The 17,090-nt window shown below is 36.5% G+C and carries 14 protein-coding genes; 1 reads left to right on the top strand and 13 read right to left on the bottom strand.

Annotated features, from left to right (window positions below; all coding sequences use genetic code 11):
* Positions 1–6: 6 nt before the first annotated feature.
* The 3 genes from AC4PG0_RS13860 to AC4PG0_RS13850 all read right to left on the bottom strand — a co-directional run bounded on the left by AC4PG0_RS13860 (position 7) and on the right by AC4PG0_RS13850 (position 3,382).
* Positions 7–1,986, bottom strand: a complete 1,980-nt coding sequence (locus AC4PG0_RS13860; protein WP_194317796.1) for an ABC transporter permease — start codon at positions 1,984–1,986, stop codon at positions 7–9.
* Positions 1,976–2,743, bottom strand: coding sequence for an ABC transporter ATP-binding protein (locus tag AC4PG0_RS13855; protein ID WP_003762808.1), 768 nt, complete (start codon positions 2,741–2,743; stop codon positions 1,976–1,978). The genes AC4PG0_RS13860 and AC4PG0_RS13855 overlap by 11 nt, the downstream gene beginning before the upstream one ends.
* 129 nt (positions 2,744–2,872) lie before the next feature.
* The gene (locus tag AC4PG0_RS13850) at positions 2,873–3,382 is read right to left on the bottom strand and encodes a hypothetical protein (protein ID WP_033533905.1); all 510 of its coding nucleotides are present in this window, start codon (positions 3,380–3,382) and stop codon (positions 2,873–2,875) included.
* Between the two features lie 173 nt (positions 3,383–3,555).
* Between AC4PG0_RS13850 and AC4PG0_RS13845 the strand changes: the two genes are divergently transcribed.
* A complete protein-coding gene (locus AC4PG0_RS13845) occupies positions 3,556–4,077 on the top strand; it encodes a shikimate kinase (RefSeq protein WP_112120426.1) in 522 nt (173 codons plus the stop codon).
* A gap of 32 nt (positions 4,078–4,109) precedes the next feature.
* Here the strand turns inward: AC4PG0_RS13845 and AC4PG0_RS13840 are convergent, their stop codons facing one another.
* From AC4PG0_RS13840 to pcrA, 10 genes are all read right to left on the bottom strand, one after another.
* Positions 4,110–4,664 (bottom strand): molybdate metabolism regulator, encoded by a 555-nt coding sequence (locus tag AC4PG0_RS13840; RefSeq protein ID WP_270908558.1) that lies wholly within the window; start codon positions 4,662–4,664, stop codon positions 4,110–4,112.
* Between the two features lie 342 nt (positions 4,665–5,006).
* Positions 5,007–6,368: a 23S rRNA (uracil(1939)-C(5))-methyltransferase RlmD gene (rlmD, locus tag AC4PG0_RS13835; RefSeq protein ID WP_194317795.1), complete on the bottom strand. Its 1,362-nt coding sequence runs from the start codon at positions 6,366–6,368 to the stop codon at positions 5,007–5,009.
* A gap of 23 nt (positions 6,369–6,391) precedes the next feature.
* Positions 6,392–7,147, bottom strand: coding sequence for a hypothetical protein (locus tag AC4PG0_RS13830; protein WP_492167850.1), 756 nt, complete (start codon positions 7,145–7,147; stop codon positions 6,392–6,394).
* 147 nt (positions 7,148–7,294) lie between these two features.
* Positions 7,295–8,227 (bottom strand): diacylglycerol kinase, encoded by a 933-nt coding sequence (locus tag AC4PG0_RS13825; protein ID WP_003762823.1) that lies wholly within the window; start codon positions 8,225–8,227, stop codon positions 7,295–7,297.
* 141 nt (positions 8,228–8,368) lie between these two features.
* Positions 8,369–9,799, bottom strand: a complete 1,431-nt coding sequence (gene gatB / locus AC4PG0_RS13820) for an Asp-tRNA(Asn)/Glu-tRNA(Gln) amidotransferase subunit GatB (RefSeq protein WP_003762825.1) — start codon at positions 9,797–9,799, stop codon at positions 8,369–8,371.
* A gap of 11 nt (positions 9,800–9,810) precedes the next feature.
* On the bottom strand, positions 9,811–11,262 hold the full coding sequence (gene gatA, locus AC4PG0_RS13815) for an Asp-tRNA(Asn)/Glu-tRNA(Gln) amidotransferase subunit GatA (protein ID WP_010990995.1): 1,452 nt from the start codon (positions 11,260–11,262) through the stop codon (positions 9,811–9,813).
* Positions 11,263–11,285: 23 nt separating this feature from the next.
* Positions 11,286–11,579, bottom strand: coding sequence for an Asp-tRNA(Asn)/Glu-tRNA(Gln) amidotransferase subunit GatC (gene gatC / locus AC4PG0_RS13810; protein WP_003762830.1), 294 nt, complete (start codon positions 11,577–11,579; stop codon positions 11,286–11,288).
* 123 nt (positions 11,580–11,702) lie between these two features.
* A complete protein-coding gene (locus tag AC4PG0_RS13805) occupies positions 11,703–12,818 on the bottom strand; it encodes a CamS family sex pheromone protein (protein WP_003762831.1) in 1,116 nt (371 codons plus the stop codon).
* Positions 12,815–14,830: an NAD-dependent DNA ligase LigA gene (gene ligA, locus AC4PG0_RS13800; RefSeq protein ID WP_033533936.1), complete on the bottom strand. Its 2,016-nt coding sequence runs from the start codon at positions 14,828–14,830 to the stop codon at positions 12,815–12,817. Before ligA ends, AC4PG0_RS13805 begins: the two co-directional genes overlap by 4 nt.
* A 23-nt stretch (positions 14,831–14,853) precedes the next feature.
* Entirely contained in the window at positions 14,854–17,049 is a 2,196-nt protein-coding gene (gene pcrA / locus AC4PG0_RS13795) for a DNA helicase PcrA (RefSeq protein WP_010990997.1), read from the bottom strand.
* Positions 17,050–17,090 lie beyond the last annotated feature (41 nt).

Below are 17,090 nucleotides of genomic sequence, written 5' to 3'. Positions count from 1 at the left end.
AGCCAATTACTTTTTATCTGCCATAACGATTTTAATAAAAGAATTAATACATAAAAAGTAATAAGCAGCATAACAAATAATGTAAATACCTGTTCCAATTAAAACAGGATATTTGATATTATCCATTAAATTAATCGAAATTCCCCACAAAGCTGCCATTGAATGGGCGATTCCAAAAAACAACGGAATGGCAAAAATTGGCCAAACTTGTTTGGAAATAATCCTTCGTACTTCTTTTTCGGTAACACCTAATTTAAATAATATATCAAACTTAGACTTCTCAGAAACAGCATCTGTTACAAGTTTAAAATAAATAATGCTTCCTGTTGCTAAGAAAAATACAATACCGATGAAAATCCCAATAAATAATAGCGAACCTACTAGCGTGGAAATCAAATGATAATTCGTATAATAGGACGAAACATTTTCAGAAAAAAGAGAAGGTTCCCCGTCCACGATAGTCTGTACTTTCTTATCTAATTCTTCACTGTGATTGGGATTCGTAATATCAAACATTGCCACTCTTTCTGGCGGGAATAGCCTTTCCAAATCATCATAATATTCATCTGATACAACGAGCGTCTCATAAGAAATACCCGTATTGAAAATCGAATTCTCTCGAAAATCAACTACTTTCATTGGTGGCATTTTTTTCGCTAAAGACTCATTCGACTGGACTACCATTTTTCTTGATAGCCACTTATCTTGAATCTCTTGTCTTGCATAATACGTATTTTTTCCAAGTAAGATGGCGTCTCCATAAGAAAGCTTTTTCGGCTTCTCAAAATCACTTTGCTGTTTGGCGCCAATACGGTTATATTCGGATTCTGCTACGACCGTATGAATCATGTTATCCATCCGCGTTTTATATTTAGGAATATCTTTATATTCTAGCGTAGCACTAACCATTTCCGCTTGCATCAAACTTTTTAATTTGTGATCTTGGTCATTTTGTATCGTTTGAATAATTTCTCGTTCATCTTTAGCCGAAATATCAAGCACTTGGTAACTAGAAGGATTTTCTGCTGAAATGTCATTAATCGTTCGAACATAAAAACTACTCATTGATCCAATAATCGTTAATGTCGTCGCGCTTAATACTGCAATCATCGCAATCGTTCCTGCATTTTTCTTTAACCTAAAGCGAAGGGAAGTCACACCAATCATGTTTGTTCCGTTATAAAAGAAACGTTTATTACTATATAACTTCCGAATCACATACGGCGTGCCAAACCTTACCATAAGCCATGTCCCTAAAATAACAGAACATATAATAACTAAGATTACATCAAAAAAATCATATGTTAGCCAAATTGGTGATACTTCAATATTACTTGTTGCCAAATAATAACCAAAAATAATAAGAGCAAGTCCAATTAACATAAGAAAAATAGAACCCTTAGCCAATTTCTCTTCTTTTTGATCATTTTTAAACAATTGGCTTAAATTATATCTTAATACAATATAAACAGCATAAAAAGAAGTGAACAGCATGATACAAAAAAAGACAAGCCCAGTATCAAGAACTGCTTTAAATGAAATAATAAATTCAGCATCAATCGCGAGTCCAACAATCCAAAACAAAATCATCGCGAAAAACTTTGAAGAAAATATGCCAATTAAAATACCAAATAAGGTCGCAAGCATGTATAACAAAGCATTTTCATAAAATAAAACTAAAACTACTTGCGACTTACGTAAACCAAGTAATGAATAAAGTCCGATTTCTCGTTTTCTTCTTTTAAGAAAGAAGCTATTAGAATAAAATATGAAAAAGAAAATAAATAATATCAACATTAAACTTGCCGATGAAAACATTGCTGGACCAAATAATTCCCATCGTTTAAACACCTTGTCAATGAGTGGGTTATAAGAAAGTGAGACAAAAGTAAAAAATACTAATACACATACAATAAGCGAAACAAAATAGACGATATATTGATTAAAATTCTTTCGCATATTGGTCAGCGCGATTTTAAATAACATTATTTTCGCCACCTCCAAGAAGTGCCAACACATCTAACACCTTTTGGAAAAATTGTTTTCTTGAACTTGTTCCTCGGTATATTTCTGTAAAAATTTCGCCGTCTTTAATGAACATAATCCGTTCGCAGTAACTCGCCGCAAAAGCATCATGAGTTACCATCAAAATGGTAGAATCTCGAACACTTTTAGCTTGAGAGAGACCTTCTAACAAGTTAGTTGCCGCTTTAGAATCAAGAGCTCCAGTTGGTTCATCAGCAAAGATTAATGTTGGTTCGGTAATCATTGCGCGGCAAACCGCCGTTCTTTGTTTTTGCCCACCTGAAATATCTGTCGGGTATTTATTCCGTAAATCGTAAATGCCAAACTGACGTGCAATAATTTCAAAACGTTCATCAATTTCTGTTTGCTTTACTCGAGCTAAGGCCAGAGGTAGCACAATATTATCTTTAACTGTCATTGTATCTAATAAATTATAATCTTGAAAAATAAATCCTAGTTGATCTCTACGAAACACTGCTAAATCTTTCCCTTTCATTTTAGACAGCTGTTTCCCGCCAATTTCTATTTCCCCAGAAGTTGGCTTATCTATAGAAGATAAAACATTAAGTAATGTAGATTTCCCTGCACCTGATGGACCCATAATACCTACAAATGAGCCTCTTTGTATTTCTAAACTAATACTTCCTAACGCAGAAAACAAATTTCCTTTTGAACCATATACTTTTCTGACTTTAAGCGCCTTTAGCACTGTATCCATTGTTTTCCTCCCGTTACACGATTATTTGCTTATTTTACCCTATAATGAAGCAAGATACCATGGTCTATAGATGTATTTATCAAAAAATCATCTCCCTATTTTAAGAAAACAGAAAAATGATTCTTGTTATTATTTCTTTTCAATGAATATTTCTTCCCCAACTGTATTATCATCTGTATACGTTTCTTGCATGGACTGGATAATTGCACTTAATTCTTCTAAACTAACAGACACATCTGCCGCAACAATATCCCAAGCAACTTCTTCCCGTCCGTTAATCGATGTCATAATCTTTAATCTTCCCTGAGAAAAAAGAATTACTGCTGGCTTAATTAGTTCTGTCCCTTTAATTTCATTCCACGGCTTAAAATCGCCACGATAAGCAAGCCCACGTTCTGTTAACTCTACAGTGGGTGCAATATTGATTAAACGCAGTAATGGCCGTAAAACACAAAGACCAATAAACACAAGTAAAATCACTTCTTCTGTACCTGTAACGCCTTTTATATGACTAAAAATTACATATAACAATAATCCGGCAGCAATCCAAAGTAAACAACTTGAAAAAATAAGGCGTCGGTTTACGCCAAATTCGATTTTTTCTGTTTTATTCGCTTGATTTAGCTCATTTTCTATCATTTTCTTCCTCCAGTTTACTTCTCTCTTATTTCTATTGTACTAAAAATATACTACAATGGAAAGAAAGCATTCTATCGTTTAAAAACTGCTGACGAAATGGATTATTTACAGTTGACGTTTTTTACATTTGTGATATAATTTCTTTAATGCTTTTAAGTAGTAAAATGTAAGAAATAATAAAGGAGGAGAACATCATCGATCAAGTTATCTTAATTGGCTTCATGGGAGCTGGAAAAACAACAGTCGGCAATATACTCGCGAAATTAGCTGATTTGCCTTATATTGATATTGACGAAGTAATTATTCGCGAACAAGGAATGAGTGTATCTGAAATTTTTGCAAAGTATGGTGAACAAGAATTCCGCCGACTAGAACACGAAAAATTAAAAGAACTAGCTAATACCAAAGCCGTTATTGCAACAGGCGGTGGCATTGTTCTAAATCCTGAAAATAGAAAAGTCTTAAAAAATACATATCCAGTTATTTATTTAGAAACCGATCCGGAAGTATTTATGAACCGCTTAAAAGGTGATACAACACGCCCGCTAGTTCAACAAAAGACACCTGAAGAAATCCGAGCTATTTTCGAACCGAGAATTGCCCATTATCAAGATTCCGCAGACTTCATTGTCAATACGGACAACCGTAATCAACACGAAGTCGCTAAAGCCATTTTAACCATGCTAGATAAGTAAAAAAGAGCGCTAATAATATTAGCGCTCTTTTTTTATTCCGTGCAGTGTCGACACCACATATTGGGTAAAACAGAAGTATAATCTTTTGTAAATGTTAATAAGTCATAAAACATACTATCTGCGTAACCTGCATCGATATTTTCGATTTTATTTAATTCTATTTCGCGATGGAGTGCTTCGAGTGCGGCATCACGAAGAGCGGGCAATACATAGCCAGTTATCTTAATTTGCGCTAACGCAGCCGATACAGTTATCCGGTCCGACTCTCTAAGAGCGCTACCATATTCCGCTAAAAGTTGTTGTAAACGGTCTACCCCGTCGTCTTTGGCTGGTATATAAGTGGAATGTTTGACTGTTTCCATCATGTATTTCGGAAAAGCTGCTAAATTAAGTCCTTGGTCACTTTTATCACTAAAATATTCTTCTAAACGATGAAGTACCTCCATTCCATCGGCATATCCAAAAGGACTATAAGCATCGTTTTTGTCTAAATAGTAACTTGCTTTAAAATGTTCTTTAAAATGGGGATGGGTTGTCTCTAAGTCAAGAGCAGCATCTGGGCGGTCAATATACATTGTAATAGCCATTTTATAAGTTCCTCCATTCATGTGAAATCTGTTACATACATCTTACCAAATTCGCGCGGTTATGGAAAGCAAAAAAATATTATGACAATTTAGCGACAATTTCTTGTGCCCTCAGCCCTTAATTCGTGTTTTATTTAACTTTTTAGTGCTAAAACAGTAAAATTTATCGATTCTAATATTTGGAAAGTTAAAAATAACACCTTTGACCATATTTTTATTTCGTGGTTAAATAATAATTGGACTTGATTTTCGTAAATCACGTCTGTTAATTTGACTTAGTCAACCACACACACTCGAAAAGCAAAAACCGCCATTTATCCCATTTTGGCGGTTTTTGTATGTTTATTTTAAGGTTAAAACGGTCACAGCTTCAATATGTGTCGTCATCGGAAACATATCTACTGGTTGCACTTTCTTCGCTTCATAACCGCCTTCTGTTAATATCTTCATATCTCGAGCAAGCGTCCCTGGATTACAAGAAACATATACTACTTTCTTTGGTTTCATTGCAAGAATTGTTTCAAGTAGTGTTTCATCACAACCTTTTCTCGGTGGGTCTACTACTAAAACATCCGCTACAATCCCGTTCTTATACCACTGTGGAATAACTTCTTCAGCTTTACCTGTTTCAAAGGTTGTATTCGTTAGGTTGTTTAATTCAGCGTTTGCACGGGCATCTTGAATAGCTTGGTCAACAATTTCAACACCGTAAACATGTTTAGCTTTTTTCGCAAGACAAAGTGAGATCGAGCCAATCCCGCAATATGCATCAATTACTGTTTCTTCTCCCGTTAACTCGGCGGAATCAATAGCTTGTTGATATAAAACCTCTGTTTGCAAAGGATTTACTTGATAAAAAGAACGTGCCGAAATAGCAAATCTAATACCATGAATCGTATCTTCAATAATATCATTTCCCCAAAGTGTTTTCGTACGATCACCGAAAATCACATTTGTTTTTTGTGGGTTAATATTTTGAACGATAGACGTTACTTCTAATTGATTCGTTAAGTCTTGAATAATTTCCGCTTTAAAAGGAAGGCGCTCTTTCGTTGTTACAAGGACAATCATTAATTGACCTGTAGTGTGCGCAAACCTAGTCATAATATGGCGAATATCACCTTTACCTGTTTTTTCATCGTAAGGTTCTGTCCCATATTTTGCCAAGATTTCTCTTGTTTTTTGAACGGCAACATCCCCTTTTTCATTGTGAATTAGACATGTCGACATATCAATAATATCATGGCTTCTTTTTTGATAAAAACCGGCTGTTAATTTTCCGTTCACAAAGCCAACTGGTACTTGTGATTTATTACGATAGCGCCACGGGTTTTCCATACCAAGCGTGTCTGGTACTTCTAAATTTAACTTACCAATGCGTTTCATTGTTTCTTCTACTTGGTTTCGTTTAAAAGCTAGTTGTCCATCGTAGCTCAAATGTTGTAAGCTACAGCCACCACATTTTGAATAAACGGCACAAGGTGGTTCAACACGTTCAGCACTAACAACTTCAATATTTTCCATCCGCGCAAAACCGTAATTTTTATTTAATTTAGTAATTTTTGCAGTTATCTTTTCTCCTGGTAATGCATTTGGAATGAAAAGCGGATAGCCATCAATCTTACCTACACCACTGCCGTCATGTGTTAAATCTTCAATAGTTAGTTCTACGGATTGGTTCTTTTTTAAAAGGGATGCTTCCAAAGTCCCTTGCCCCTCTCTTTGCTTTACTTAATAATGTATTCGATGCCGATTGGTTCTGTGATAGTTGCTTCTTTTTGGTCTTTAAATATAAGCATCGTATTTTTTTGTAAAGTAAAATCATAAACAAATGATTTTGGATAAATCGTTACGTTTTTTTGAGTACTTAAATTTTTTGTATTGTCATTTATAGTTATTTCATCGGGAATTTTATTGCTAAAAATAGCCGCAGCAACTTCTGCATCCTTACTTGAATAAGTCGTTTCAAGTGTTAATTTAATATCGCTTTTTTTAGTTGATTCTGCTTTTATAGCTTTTTGACCTGTTTCGATTGTTCGTTCGCCGCTTTTAATTTCGTAATTAGCAAGCTTTTTTTGGACGGTCGTTGTTGGATAACGATATTTTGTATTAGTAATATATTCCGAAACTTTTTTCGCTTCAATGCGAAGACGATATGCCTTCATTCCGTCATAACGACTATTAGAAGCTGCTAATTTATTTAAAATTTCTGGATTAGTTGTTGCTATGATTAAATCGCCGTTTTTAGCGATTGTTGCTTCAGTACTTGGAGATGGGATAGGTAGAAATACATTATCCTCTAAGGGAATTTGCATTTGGTCGTTTATCCACACTTTATTACTTTCAATTAATTCTGATTTACTGACTGTCGGCGCTTGTTCTTCGGCATCAACCTGCCAAAAGAAAAATATAGCCGCTGCGATAGCAATGATAAGGATAACAATTACCATAATGAATTTTTTTAATACATATCCACTCGTCATATCGCATTCACCTCATTTCTTGTCAAGATACCTATTATACTTGTTTTGCGCAAATAAGACAAATATCTAACAATAATTACATCCTTTTTACTATGTTGCAGTTAGGACATTTAGGCTAAAGAAAAAAACTACCAAGCTGGGCAGTTTTTAGCTATTTTCTTTTATAAATAAATCGGTTGCTGGAATATCATCTACACTCGCAAAAAATTCAATATGCTGTTTTAAATTGCGGAATTCCATCGGGGTTTCGCCACCAAGTTCTCCGTCAAGGTTAATAAGCATCTTGTCTTCAGAGTGTACGCTTACTTTTTCTGATTTTACATAAATAACGTTTGGTTCTTTAATATGATCTCCTCTAAGCGCCAAAGTAACTAAGCGAATAAATTCTGCTAAATTCACTTTTTTGACGATGATGAGCGAAAACTTACCATCATCTAACTTGGCATCAGGAGCAATTTTTTCAAAGCCTCCAATAGAATTGGTTAAACCTAAAAGAAAAAACATTACTTCCCCTTCAAAGACACCTTGATCATATTCTACTTTTACTTTGGTAGCTTTTAAGGAAGGGAGCATTTCAATTCCTTTTAAGTAATAAGCTAATTGTCCAAGCATTGTTTTTAATCTGCTTGGGACATCATACGTGAGCTCTGTTAGCCTACCCCCACCACCAATATTAATAAAATAAGTATCATTTGCTTTACCTATATCCATTGCTACACTTTGACCAGCTGCTATAATCTTCGTTGCTTTTATCACGTCTCTAGGAACATGTAAGGCTCTTGCAAAATCATTGGTTGTCCCGGTTGGAATAATCCCTACTTTTGGTCGATAAGGTTGTTCTGCAATCCCATTAATAACTTCATTAATGGTACCATCTCCGCCTGCTGCAACGACTAAATCATATCGATCTCTTACAGCTTCTTCTGCTGCGTGCTTGGCGTCACCTGGCTCTGCAGTTGTGGCATGTGCAGATGTTACATAACCTGCTTGCTCTAATATCGAAAGGACATCTGCGAGATTTTTCTTGATAATCTCTCTTCCAGATGTGGGATTATAAATAACTCGAGCGTGTTTTTGCATTATGTTCGTCCTCTCCTTCACTCAAACAGCGTTGTTCAAAAGAAAAGCGCGTTTTGACACATGATAGTAACATTATAGCAAATTTCGCTATAAATTCCTAATAAATAAAGCAGTGAAGCGAAATGCCTCACTGCCTAAAAATTAACGTTTGTTCATTTCTTCTAGTAAAATTTTATTAACCATTGGTGGGTTTGCTTGGCCTTTTGTTGCTTTCATAACTTGGCCTACAAGGAAACCAACTGCACGATCTTTCCCATTTTTGTAATCGATAATAGATTGTTCGTTGTTATCTAAAATTTCTCCAATGATAGTACGTAAAGCTCCTTCATCGGAAATTTGAACAAGTCCTTTATCTTTTACAACTTGCTCTGCATCGCCACCGTTTTGTGCTAATTCACGGAAAACTTTTTTGGCGATTTTAGAGGAAATAGTTCCAGCTTCGATTAATTTAATCATTCCTGCTAGATTTTCCGGTGTTAATCCTGTGTCGTGAAGTTCTTTTTGTTCTGCATTTAAGTAAGCAGAAACTTCACCCATCAGCCAGTTAGATGCTTGTTTAGCGTCTGCTCCAGCTGCAAGAGTTGCTTCAAAGAAATCAGACATTTCTTTTGTAAGCGTAAGAACCATCGCATCGTATGCTGGTAAACCAAGATCATTGATATAACGGATTTGACGTTTATCTGGAAGTTCTGGAATTTCAGCGCGAATACGTTCTTTCCAAGCATCATCAATAAATAGATCTACTAAGTCTGGCTCTGGGAAATAACGATAATCATCCGAACCTTCTTTGATACGCATCAAGGAAGTTTTACCCGTTGCTTCTTCAAAACGACGAGTTTCTTGTTCGATAATGCCGCCGGACTTAAGCACTTCTGCTTGGCGTTTTTCTTCATATTCGATACCTTTACGTACGTTGTTAAAGGAGTTTAGGTTTTTAAGTTCTGTTTTTACGCCAAATTCTTCTTGCCCGATTGGACGGATAGAAATGTTGGCGTCACAGCGCATCGAACCTTCTTCCATTTTCACATCGGATACGCCAGTGTATTGAATGATAGATTTTAATTTTTCTAAGTACGCATAAGCTTCTTCTGCAGAACGAATATCTGGTTCTGAAACGATTTCGATGAGTGGTGTTCCTTGACGGTTAATATCCACTAAAGAATAACCGTGCGATGTATGCGTATTTTTCCCTGCATCTTCTTCCAAATGAAGACGAGTGATGCCGATTTTTTTCTTTTTACCCCCAACTTCGATTTCAATCCAGCCATGTTCGCCAATTGGTTTATCGAATTGAGAAATTTGGTATGCTTTCGGGTTATCAGGATAAAAATAGTTTTTACGGTCAAATTTTGTATGTTCAGCAATTTCGCAGTTAATCGCCATTGCAGCTTTCATACCATATTCGACAGCACGTTTATTTAAAACTGGTAAAACACCTGGCATTCCTAAGTCTACCACGGTTGTATTTGTATTTGGTTCTGCTCCAAAATGAGCTGGCGCAGAAGAAAATATTTTTGAATTGGTTTTTAACTCTACGTGAACCTCAAGTCCAATAACTGTTTCAAAATTCATTGCTACGCCTCCTATAAGTTTGGTTTTTCTTTATGGAATGTTGTTTCTTGTTCAAATGCGTGCGCTACTTTGTATAATAATGATTCTTCAAAGTAGTTACCGATAATTTGTAATCCTACCGGTAATCCTTCTGAAAATCCACAAGGAACAGAAATAGCTGGTACGCCTGCTAAGTTAATTGGAACAGTCAAAATATCATTGGAATACATTGTAATTGGATCATTAATCATTCCATCAATTTTAAATGCTGTTGTCGGGGAACTAGGTCCGATAATAACATCATAGTTTTTAAACACGTCAACAAAATCTTGTTTAATTAACGTACGTGCTTGTTGTGCTTTTTTGTAGTAAGCATCGTAATAACCAGAACTTAATGCGTATGTTCCAAGCATAATACGACGTTTTACTTCATCACCAAAGCCTTCAGAACGTGTTTTTGTATAAAGTTCTTCTAAAGTAGTCGCGTTTGGAGAACGGTATCCGTAACGAACGCCGTCAAAACGAGAAAGGTTAGAAGAAGCTTCACTGGATGCTAAAATGTAATAACTTGCTACACCGTATTCAGAATGAGGTAAAGAAACTTCATCCCAAGTAGCGCCAAGTTTTTCGAGTGTTTTAAGTGCATCTAACACAGCTTGTTTGACACCAGGATCCACGCCTTCACCAAGGTATTCTTTTGGAACACCGATGCGTAAGCCTTTAATATCACCTGTTAAGCTATCTGAGAAACGTTCTACTGGTTGGTTAATCGATGTAGAATCATTTGCATCTAAACCAGAAATCGCTTCTAATAAATAAGCATTATCTTCTACATTTTTTGTAATTGGGCCGATTTGGTCTAAAGAAGACGCAAAGGCAATTAAACCAAAACGAGATACACGGCCATATGTAGGTTTCATTCCGACTACCCCACAAAAAGCTGCTGGTTGGCGAATCGATCCACCAGTGTCACTACCAAGCGAGAATAATACTTCGCCTGCTGCAACTGCGGATGCGCTACCACCTGAAGATCCACCAGGAACTCTTGATAAATCCCATGGGTTATGTGTTTTATGGAAGTAAGATGTTTCTGTAGAAGAACCCATCGCGAATTCATCCATATTTAATTTTCCGATATTAATCGTTTGCGCGTTTTTTAATTTAGAAACTACCGTCGCATCATAAATTGGATCGAAGTTTTCTAAAATTTTGCTTGCTGCTGTTGTACGTAAGTTTTTAGTTACGATATTATCTTTAATACCGATAGGAAGACCAGCCAGCATATTGTTCGGATCAATACCTGCATCACCAAGCTCTTCTGCTACACCAAGAGCTGTTTCTTTGTTTAAAGTAATAAATGAACCGACTTTATCCTCTACTGCTTCAATACGGTTAAATGATTCTGTTACTAAATCAAAAGGTGTGATTTCTTTTTTTACTAATTTATCATGTAATTCTTTTACTGAAAAATCAAATAAGCCCAAAATATTTTCCCTCCTTAGCGTGTTTATTGTTCCATTATTGTTGGTACTTTGAACATGCCGTCTTGTTGATCCGGCGCATTTTTCAGTACTTCTTTACGATCAAGGCCTTTCGTTGCTACGTCTTCACGTAACACATTCGATACATCGATTGCATGGCTTGTTGGCTCTACATTGTTTGTATCTAGTGTATTTAATTGCTCCACTAGCTCAATAATTTTACCAAGCTGACCAGCAAAAGCAGTTGCTTCTGTTTCTGATACTTCTAGTTTGGCAAGATTTGCTACTTTTTCTACTGTTTCTTTGGATATATTTGACAAAATGCCATCCTCCTTTTTAGTGGTACTTTCTATGCGGTAGTGCTTCCCGCCTTGCTAAATGGGAAGAACTGTCCTCTCCTGCATAATTATACAACAGGAAAGAACAATTCGCATTGTTTTTTATTAATCATAAATGTGAGCAGTAGCTGCGTCTTCATTTGCTTTTCTAGTAATTAATGCAGCTGGACCGTCTGATGTAGAAATATTGACTTGTAAATCAGCTGTTTTAGGAATATGTTGTCCTACTAAATCTGTTACATATTGCGTAAAGCCAATAATTTCCGCTTGCCCATAAAATTGCAATGGAATATCAATACTAAGTTCTGCTAATTGCCCGTCTTCATATCTAGCGCGACCAACTACACCTGTAAAGTTCGGGTAGTAATCTTCAATAGCTTTTTTGAAGTTAAGGAAATTATCATTGTCAGTTTTGTGATCTTTTGCAGATTCAGTGGAAGGTAAAACGTAATTTTTTTCTTCTACGTCTTTCCAACTGGATAAGCTGTCACCGTTTGCTGTTGCATAAGTAAGAAAATTACCTGGAGCTACAGCATCACGTGGCCCTTGTTTATAAATAGCAATCGTAACTGGAACATTTTCTAACCCTTTTGTTTGGCGAATTCGGTTCAATACAGTACCAGACATTTCTTTACCTTGTGCTAGTAAATCGCTGTCACTGATTTCTTGTTCAAAAGTGTCGCCGTATTGTTCTTTTTGATAGTAATCAACTGAATTCATTGCCAGCGCGATTGAAATCCCACCAAGCGCTACAGTATCTTTATCTGTTTGTTTTAAATAATCTTGTTCTAAAATGTGAGCTAAATAAATTGGCTTACGATCTTTTCCGTCGCCATTACTTTCTGGATTTAAACCATTAGGATTTTTTTCACTTTTCCGGTCTAACCATTTTTCTAGTGTTTCCTTGTCCAAATACTGCCCCTCTTGGAAAAGATAATTGTCTGGCGAATATTTATTTTGGGAAACTCGCATTAAACCAGATTCTAACTCGTTAATATCATATCTTGAGTAAATATTCGATACTACAAGTCCACGAGATTTACTTGCTTTGTACGGTAATACCGTTTTGTAATAATTGGATGAAATTTGATTTTTTGTCATGATGCCCGTTTCTGCTTTTTTATCATCTTTTTGTACCACTTTATCGTTTGAGTCGAGTTTTGGGGCACAGCCAGAGAGAATAAGCGTTAAACCGAGCGCTGCAATTATGAGTTTTTTCATTCGTTTAATCCACCTTCGTCTGGTAAGTACTCTATTAAGTCTTCTTCGGACCAAATAGGAATTGCTAGTTCTTCAGCTTTGGCTAGTTTAGAACCAGCATCACTGCCAGCTACAACAACATCCGTTTTCTTACTGACGCTTCCAGAAACATTTCCACCGAGTGATTCGATTAATGCTTTTGCATCGTTTCGTGTTAATTTTTCCAGTTTTCCAGTTAAAACAACTGTTTTCCCTGCAAAAACAAGCTCCTCTTCGGACATGTTTTCTAGTTTTGGCCCTGTATAGGTCATATTGACGCCAGCCCTTTTTAGTTCTTCCAGTAAATCATGTACTTCTTCATTCGCAAAATAAGTCACAATGCTATCTGCCATTTTTTCCCCAATGTCATTAATACTTGTAAGTGTTTCTTTGTCAGCTATTTTCAAATTATCCATTGTTTCAAAATGAACTGCAAGCGATTTGGCTGCTTTAGCACCAACATGGCGGATTCCCAAGCCAAAAAGTAATTTTTCAAGCGAATTTTGTTTACTTGCTTCGATGGATGCCAGTAAATTGGTTACTGATTTCTCACCCATTCTTTCTAATTCTAACAGTTTCTCTTTCGAAAGGAAAAACAAATCTGCAACATCTTTAATTAAATGCATTGAAAATAGCTGAATAATAACTTTTTCTCCAAGGCCATCGATATTCATCGCATTTCTTGAAACAAAATGGATAAGCCCCTCTTTAATTTGAGCTGGACACTTAGGATTAATACATCTTAGTGCTACTTCTTCTTCTAAGCGGACAAGTTCACTATCACAGGTTGGACAGTTTTTTGGCATATGGAAAGGTTTTTCACTACCGTTACGTTCTTCGGTAATGCTCTTAATCACTTCAGGAATAATATCGCCTGCTTTTTTAATTAAAACGGTATCGCCAATGCGAATATCTTTTTCTGTAATTAAGTCTTCGTTATGAAGTGACGCACGGCTAACTGTAGTTCCTGCAACTCTTACTGGTTCTAACACCGCTGTGGGAGTTATTACGCCAGTTCTGCCAACGTTTAATTCAATATCCAGCAGTTTAGTTGGTACTTCTTCTGCAGGAAATTTATAAGCAATTGACCATCGTGGTGATTTAACTGTTGTCCCCATTTGGCGTTGTTGTTCTAAATTGTTTAATTTTAAAACGATACCATCAATATCGTAAGCTAAACCAGCTCGTTTTTCCGTCCACTCGTCAATGTAAGCATATACTTCCTCTAAATTACTGCAAAGTCTACGCTCTTTATTGACTTTAAGGCCTAGTGTTTCAAGCATATCTAAGCCCGCGCTATGTGTTTCAACACCCATTTCACCAAAATCAGCTACTGCATAAAGGAAAATATCAAGGTTTCTAGATGCAGCAATTTTTGTATCTAATTGACGAAGTGAGCCAGCCGCTGCATTTCGCGGATTTGCAAATAACATCTGGCCTTCTTCTTCGCGTATTTCATTTAATTTTTGGAAGGAACGTTTTGGCATAAAAGCTTCACCGCGGACTTCAATGGAATAAGCTTTTTTCAGTTTCATTGGGATAGAACGAATCGTGCGTAAATTAGCAGTGATGTCTTCACCAACTGTTCCATCACCTCGCGTAGCACCTTGTTTATACTTACCATTTTCGTATTGAAGTGATACGGCTAGTCCGTCAATTTTCAGTTCGCACATATAACTAATGTCATCACCGACTTTATCGCGGATACGGCGGTCAAAATCAGCCAAATCATCGCGATTAAACGCATTGGCCAAGCTTAACATTGGTGTGTCATGTTCTACTTTTTTAAAACCTTCTAAAACTTCTCCGCCTACTCGTTTCGACGGTGATTCAGGTGTAACCCATTCTGGATGCGCTTCTTCTATTTTAAGTAGTTCTTGCATCTTTTGATCGTATTCGGCATCTTCTACTGTTGGATTATCAATTACATAATAATCATAGCTGTATTGATCAAGTATGTTTATTAGTTCTTCATACCGTTTTTTATCAGCCATTTCTTCACCTGCTTTTTCCAAATTTATACTTTTTCAATTGGCGCAAATTCTGCGAGCAATCGTTTGACTCCAGTTGGGCTTGGGAATGCAATATCAAGTTCCATTCCGCTACCTTCTCCTTTGACACTTACGACTGTTCCTACGCCCCATTTCTTATGACTAGCTTTATCGCCGACTGTCCAACCGAGTGTTTCCGCTCCAGAAGATTTATAGGCAGTAGTTGCTTTTTGCGGCATGCGCGGTTTGGCATACGGTTTATCAGCTGTTAATTTATTTTCGTTGCCTAATTCTAGTAAGTCACGAGGAATTTCCCCAATAAAGCGAGATTCTTGGTTGGATGATGGACGACCATAAAGCATCCGGGAATACGCGCTCGTTAGGAAAAGTTCTTCTTCTGCACGAGTGATACCAACGTAAGCAAGGCGGCGTTCTTCTTCCATTTCTTCTTCTTCATAAATGGCTCTAGAATGTGGGAAAATTCCTTCTTCCATCCCAACTAAAAAGACAACTGGGAATTCTAGCCCTTTGGCAGAGTGAAGCGTCATCAGCGTCACCGCACCGTTTTGTTCTTCATTATCTTCTTCTAACTTATCGACGTCAGCAACCAGTGCTAAATCCGTTAAAAATGCGAGTAATGTTTTATCGTCATTTTCTTTTTCAAAGTTTTGTGTAACAGATAAAAACTCATCGATATTTTCTAAGCGAGTTTGAGCTTCAATAGTTCGTTCGTTTTTCAGCATTGCTCGGTAACCTGTTTTTTCGAGAATTTCTTCTACAAGTTCAGTTACAGATAGGAAATCTTGCATTTGGGTGAATCCGCGAACCAAATCATGGAAAGCAACTAAATCTTTGCTTATTTTAGCAGAAATCCCGGCTAATTCAATGCGATTAAGTACTTCAAACAAACTTAAATCGTAAGCTGCGGCAACATTGTTTAGTTTTTCTAATGTGCCTGGTCCAACTCCGCGTTTTGGTACGTTGATGATACGTGTCAGACTAATATCATCTTCATTATTACTAATAAGTCGTAAATAAGCCAAAATGTCTTTAATTTCTTTTCTATCATAGAATTTCGTACCGCCGACCATTGTGTAAGCCATATTTGACTTCATGAAATATTCTTCCATTACACGGGACTGGGCATTGGTTCTATAAAGAATCGCAAAATCAGAAAGAGGACGACTCGAATTATTTACTTCTTCTTGAATTTTCATAACGACGTAAGCCGCTTCTTCTTTCTCAGTTAGCGCCTTGTGGTAAAAAATCTTCTTCCCTTCCGCATTACTAGTCCAAAGATTTTTTGGTTTACGATTGCCGTTATTTTCGATTACACGGTTCGCCGCTTCTAAAATACGTTTGGTCGAACGGTAATTCTCTTCTAGCAAAATGGTTTTGGCGCTCGGGTAATCTTTTTCGAAAGACATAATATTACTAATATCTGCCCCGCGCCAGCCGTAGATTGATTGGTCAGAGTCACCAACGACACATAAATTCTTAAATCTAGAGGCAAGTAGTTTTACAAGTAAGTACTGCGCGTGGTTGGTATCTTGGTACTCATCCACGTGAATGTATTGAAACTTGCGCTGATAATATTCTAAAACATCTGGAACACGTTCAAATAATTGAATCGTCACCATAATTAAATCATCAAAATCGAGCGCTTGATTTTTCTTCAGTTTCTTTTCATATTTTTCATAGACTTCGCCGACCATTTTATCGTAGAAACCACTTGCTTCTTTTATATATTCGCTTGCAGTTATAAGTTCGTTTTTTGCATTGCTAATAGAAGCCAAAATACCTCGTGGCTCAAACTTCTTAGGGTCGACATTTTTTTCTTTTAAAATGCCTTTAATAACCGATAATTGGTCACTGCCATCCAAAATAGTAAAATTGCGTTCGTAGCCAATCCGGTCTATATCACGACGTAAAATTCTTACGCACATGGAGTGAAAAGTGGAAATCCAAATTGATTCCGCTTCTCCGCCCATTAAATTACCAATCCGTGATTTCATTTCACGCGCTGCTTTATTGGTAAACGTAATCGCTAAAATATTATAAGGATTCACGCCACGTTCTCTTACTAAATAAGCGATGCGATGGGTTAAAACACGTGTTTTACCACTCCCTGCACCAGCCATAATTAATAAAGGTCCTTCTGTACTTTCTACTGCTTTTCGTTGTTCTGGGTTTAATCCGTCAACTAATTCTTTTGCATTCAATTGCATTCTCCTATACACCACCATACAAACATTTGTTCTTA

Source organism: Listeria sp. MAN/IMW/UF464 (genome assembly GCF_058683955.1).
This window is presented reverse-complemented; position numbering and strand designations above follow the sequence as displayed.

Excerpts from the sequence above, each read along its gene's own strand:
- AC4PG0_RS13860 (WP_194317796.1), bottom strand. The coding sequence starts at position 1,986 with ATGTTATTTAAAATCGCGCTGACCAATATGCGAAAGAATTTTAATCAA.
- AC4PG0_RS13855 (WP_003762808.1), bottom strand. The coding sequence starts at position 2,743 with ATGGATACAGTGCTAAAGGCGCTTAAAGTCAGAAAAGTATATGGTTCA.
- AC4PG0_RS13850 (WP_033533905.1), bottom strand. The coding sequence starts at position 3,382 with ATGATAGAAAATGAGCTAAATCAAGCGAATAAAACAGAAAAAATCGAA.
- AC4PG0_RS13840 (WP_270908558.1), bottom strand. The coding sequence starts at position 4,664 with ATGGCTATTACAATGTATATTGACCGCCCAGATGCTGCTCTTGACTTA.
- AC4PG0_RS13830 (WP_492167850.1), bottom strand. The coding sequence starts at position 7,147 with ATGACGAGTGGATATGTATTAAAAAAATTCATTATGGTAATTGTTATC.
- AC4PG0_RS13825 (WP_003762823.1), bottom strand. The coding sequence starts at position 8,227 with ATGCAAAAACACGCTCGAGTTATTTATAATCCCACATCTGGAAGAGAG.
- gatB (WP_003762825.1), bottom strand. The coding sequence starts at position 9,799 with ATGAATTTTGAAACAGTTATTGGACTTGAGGTTCACGTAGAGTTAAAA.
- AC4PG0_RS13805 (WP_003762831.1), bottom strand. The coding sequence starts at position 12,818 with ATGAAAAAACTCATAATTGCAGCGCTCGGTTTAACGCTTATTCTCTCT.
- ligA (WP_033533936.1), bottom strand. The coding sequence starts at position 14,830 with ATGGCTGATAAAAAACGGTATGAAGAACTAATAAACATACTTGATCAA.